A 4,537-nucleotide genomic window follows, 5' to 3' on the forward strand; every position below is an offset into this window, starting at 1 on the left:
AGCATCGCCGGCCAGACCGAAGACGGCGCCTTCGAGGGCCGGTGGACACGTTCCCGGTTGATGCACCCACGTCTGTCGGTTGGGAATTGTGGCCGAAACTGGGGTTACCGGCAACAAACTACCGATAACGAGCAGTAAAAGTAACGTGATTGTCAATGCGCTGGTCAAGCGAAGCCAGATTGCCGATATGTGTGGTGGTCTCACGATCCCCCTCCCCCTATTTGCTGTAGCATGAGTGTAAGAACAAAACTTAAACAACGTTTGAATGTTATGGGAGAGTTAATGAATATTACGTCACTTGCCGGGTAATTGGGAGAGTCTGAAGCGAGAGCTAAACCCCATCGAATGAGAGTTGACAATCTCGGAAGAGTATCTGTGCAAAGAGCCGAGCCTATTTCATAAAAGCTTTGCTGTCGTGCTCCCAGACGGTCGCACAGCTTCATGAATGCTTGCCAATTGCCCAGCCAGCCTATCCTGATCCTGACCCGTTGGCAGGGCCCAGCTCCGGTCGTGTCGGCAGACGCCGGATTGGTTGTCTTGCCCGCCTGTCATACCCGTGTCGCACCGTTTGGAGTGCGGCAGCCATGCTGCCGAAGCAGCCGTGCTCACGATCCGGTGCGTGGCATACCGTTGACCCTACTGGTCACGGGGATGCTGGATGTGCTCGTTACGATCAGAGAGTCGGTCAGGAATGAGAGAAGCTCTGGCTGTTAAAGGCAATTATGTAGCGCCAAACCACAGTCCTGGCGAGTTGGTTTGGGTCGGTTAGTTAAAACCCTACTTCAATACGTGGAAGTCCCGCCGGGACCGGCCTGGCGGCGGGGTGGGGGAGCCGGGCGCACTGATGAGTAGCCCCAGCGGGGGTTGCAGGTCGTGAGGGAGGGCTTCAGCCTGCATTATCCGGCGGGGCTGTCCTGACGACGGGGATGTTCGCCCTAAACCCCGTGATCCAGTTATTGTCGTATCATCCTGCATCACCACACTGCTGCCCATCCATCCAATCCAGCAGACTCGCCATTGCGCCCCGGTGGTAGCGATGTACCCAATCAGGATTGCTCCAATCAATCGGGCCATCACGAATATCGAACAAGGTATGTTCAGCGCCTTCCGCGATGTAAAGGCTGGCTCCATACGGCCAATGCGCATTGTGGGCGGCAACTGCGTCAGGCCCAATCCGTTGGAGTTCCGGTTCACTATCCGCAACGATCACATGCACAGGGGCAGAAATTGCAAAAATCTCATCCGGGCCGAGCAAATTCGAGAGCAGTGCCACGCCACAGGGCGGTGAAGCGGCAACGTATGCGTCGAATAGATCTGCGACATAGCGCGTTCCAATGCTCTGGGCAATGATGAAGACACGACCCGAATCGATGCCGGGTTGGTGAACTGCGGTGCGATACGCTGCCAGCGCGTCTTGGGCTTCACAACAGCCATACATACCTTCACTGGCACCTGTCCCCCGTTTGTCAAACCGAAAGACGGCGTAGCCACGGGCGACCAGCAGTTCAGCCAGGTACCCGTAGGCATCACGGTCAACCGGCCCTGAGTGATGAATGATCACGGCCAGCGCTGGTTGTGAACGATTGCGTGGAAGCGTTAATTCGCTGGCCAGCTCAATCCCATCATTTGCCTTGAAGCGAACCTCGTATCGGGTGGCACTGATCGGATCGAGGTTTGGTGTCGGTCGAGCCTCTGGTTGGCTGGCCGACGTGCAACCGGTGAGGGTTAGGATTACGATGAGATATATCGTTAGTTTAGGCAAATGTACCAGCATTTGTGTGATGGATTGGACGATGTTAATATTCTTAATGTGATGAGGTTGATAAGAATTGTTTATTGTAAAAGATGGTTTGAGATCAGAATGCTTCGTACCGGTTGTACCGATTGCAGCCTTGATGTTTGGCGTTGTTCGATCACCTCCCCCTGACCCGATAAATCGATACCGTTGCATTCTCATATACCGGCTCTAACGTGTCAGCGCTTTGCCTGGTCAGTTCAGCTCGATTACCGTCACGGTCACGTATCACCACGTATGAGACCTGGAACTCATCGATCAGTTGCCGACGTTGAGTCGCCGATGTTGCCGGATCGAGCACAATGCGGGAATTGTCGCGCTTGGTGTAGAAATCGAGCGTTCCGGCCCAGTGGGCAATGTACGCACGGGCATCGCTCCAGACCGGTACAAACTGGCCGAATTCAATATCGGCCAACACGACATCGTTGCCGGTCGTCCGCTGTTGGAGCCATTGTAAGGCCGCAATTTCATCGTTCGTCAGGTAGTGTGGCTGTTCGTAACGGGCCAGATAGACGAAGCGCCAGACCTGGATGTAGACGCTGGTGATGATGCTGAGGCCAAATACCGCAACCAACCCAATATTGAGTACCCACTTCCCACGCTGGCGGAGTACCGGTATCAGATGCTCGTCAATATATTTTGCCGCCAGTAGCATCATCGGAATTTGCAGGCCGAGCAGCATGTGAATCTGAAATTTGAGCGGGAGATACATCAGCCCGAAGTGTATTACAAACCATGAAACCAGAAATATTTCCCGGTCGTCACGACTGAAGAACATCCGCTTGCGCAAACCGGCAAACGCCAGCAAGAGCGGTACACCCAGTAAGATGATGAGTAATAACGGGTTTGGGGTGAAGATGCCGGCATTATCAAATTGTTCGAGCTTACGCCCCCACGTGGGTTCGTTCGCCACCAGATAGGCCAGGTAGAGCGCTCCGGGCGCCGAAAAGATTGCCAGGATAACCCCTTGTTTGAAGAGGACAGCCGGAAACCGTCGGTCACGCCACCAGACGAATAGCCCAAACAGTCCTAATGCGCTGTAGACGATCAGGAGATCGTAGGCGTGCTGAAGCGCCAGTACCGCACCAACGATCCCGGCAGCGACCGCATACCGTGATTGCTTCGTTCGCCATGCCAGCAGCATCAGACTGAAGATGGCGATGATCAGGGCTAAGGCCATCGTAAAGTGCGGAAACGCCTGCATGATCATGAGCGTGTTTGGCTCGACGGTGTAGATACTGATCGGGAAGGGCGCTTCAGGTAAGCTGACGGCATACTTGACAATGATCCAGATGACTCCCAGGCCACCGCTCGTACAGATCAGCCAGAACGCAATCTGACGTTGCCGGGGTTGGTCGTTGATCAACGGCAGGAAGATCAGCAGACTGGCGAGGAGCGAGAGAATTGCCACCAGGCGCAGGATGGTGTAGGCGGTGATGTACGATACGCCGGTGATGACGCTGAAGCGCGCCGTTGTCCACCAGAGCAGGTTGAAGAAGGCCGGTTCGTTGGCTTCCGGTGTCAGACGGTTGGCCGCCAGGTCGCTATGCGTGAAGCTGCGTAGCCACGCGAAATACTGGTTGTGATCCGGGACGCCATCAATAACGCCCATGAATTGCCGATCAGGTGGGGCGGTGACAAACGCGAAGACGATTGGCGCCCAAATCACCAGCATCAAACCGAGGATGACAATCCCGTAAAATCGCCATTCAGCAGTGTTGAGGTTCACTCGCTGGGCTGCATGCTGCTCGATGGCGTTCAGTTCGGTCGTTTGCGTTATTGCCATATCATGCTCCTGCCTGCTGGTTGAGTTTAGTGTCGGCGATTGCGAATAAAGATGATCAATCCGCCGATTGCACCGAGAATGCCAATCGTAAAGGCCAACGCGATACCGATGACCGCCAATCCCCCGCGCTCCCAGTTCATCGGTTCTTGCAATGCCGGGGCATTCCGAATCGTCTCTGACAGAACGACGGGTGTTGGTGTTGGTTCAACGACAACACCTGCCGCTGCCGTGAGTGCTGGCGGTAATGGTGTTGGTGTGAAGAGTGGTAATCCTGGACGGGCCGGCAGATTCAGGCGAGCGGTGCTGTACCAGATTTGGTGAATCGGTCGGTCTTCGAGCCGATCTCCCTCAAATAGCCGTGAACGGGTGAACCAGACGGCGTGAAGCTGGTTGCCTTCGTAGATCGCCAGCCGTGGAAGTTCCGGGTAGAGATCGTTCTGCATAATGATGCGCGGTGGCAGCCAGCGCGTGCCGTCGAAGGTTATATGGATCAAGGCCGGCGGCCTGTCGCCGGTTTCCGTGCCCGCCGTAAATCCCACCATCAAGAGATGGACATTACCGGCACTGTCATTTGCCAGACTGTAGTAGTCGAGGTTGTTGTCACCGATATTGCGGGCACGTACATACGGCAGCTCAACCGGAGGTGTCCAGGTGTCGCCGCCATCGAGTGACCGCTGAAAGTAGAGCCGGTCGTTGCGCACACCGCGAAAGACGACAAACGGATTTCCCACGGCATCAACGGTCAGTGCCGTCTGCTGTACCGCTTCCAACGGTGGTCCTGGCAGATCATTGGTCGACTGTTGCTGGTTGCCCTGTTGTTGCCGCAACAGTTGGACAACAGTTGTCGGTAAGCGAAATTTGACCGGTGTCGTCCACGTCTCACCGCCATCGTCTGAACGCCGATAGACACCGTAGTGCGGCTGACCCTGGCCGGCGTACCAGTCGGCACCTTCATC

At 55.5% G+C, this 4,537-nt stretch carries 3 protein-coding genes and 1 pseudogene; all 4 read right to left on the reverse strand.

Features of this window, described 5'->3' with window-relative positions; genetic code table 11:
- Positions 1 to 204 (reverse strand): hypothetical protein (locus VAE55_RS12650; RefSeq protein ID WP_322816134.1); only part of this gene is annotated, 204 nt, incomplete at its 3' end.
- A gap of 760 nt (positions 205 to 964) precedes the next feature.
- A complete protein-coding gene (locus VAE55_RS12655) occupies positions 965 to 1,762 on the reverse strand; it encodes an alpha/beta hydrolase (RefSeq protein WP_322816135.1) in 798 nt (265 codons plus the stop codon).
- Between the two features lie 151 nt (positions 1,763 to 1,913).
- Positions 1,914 to 3,581, reverse strand: a complete 1,668-nt coding sequence (locus tag VAE55_RS12660; protein WP_322816136.1) for a hypothetical protein — start codon at positions 3,579 to 3,581, stop codon at positions 1,914 to 1,916.
- A gap of 26 nt (positions 3,582 to 3,607) precedes the next feature.
- A pseudogene (locus VAE55_RS12665) lies at positions 3,608 to 4,537 on the reverse strand (sialidase family protein); the annotation flags it as partial.

Origin of the sequence: Chloroflexus sp. (assembly GCF_034432675.1) — a bacterium.
Classification (GTDB): domain Bacteria; phylum Chloroflexota; class Chloroflexia; order Chloroflexales; family Chloroflexaceae; genus Chloroflexus.

Coding starts and splice junctions, on each gene's coding strand:
- VAE55_RS12660 (WP_322816136.1), bottom strand. CDS start 3,581: ATGGCAATAACGCAAACGACCGAACTGAACGCCATCGAGCAGCATGCA.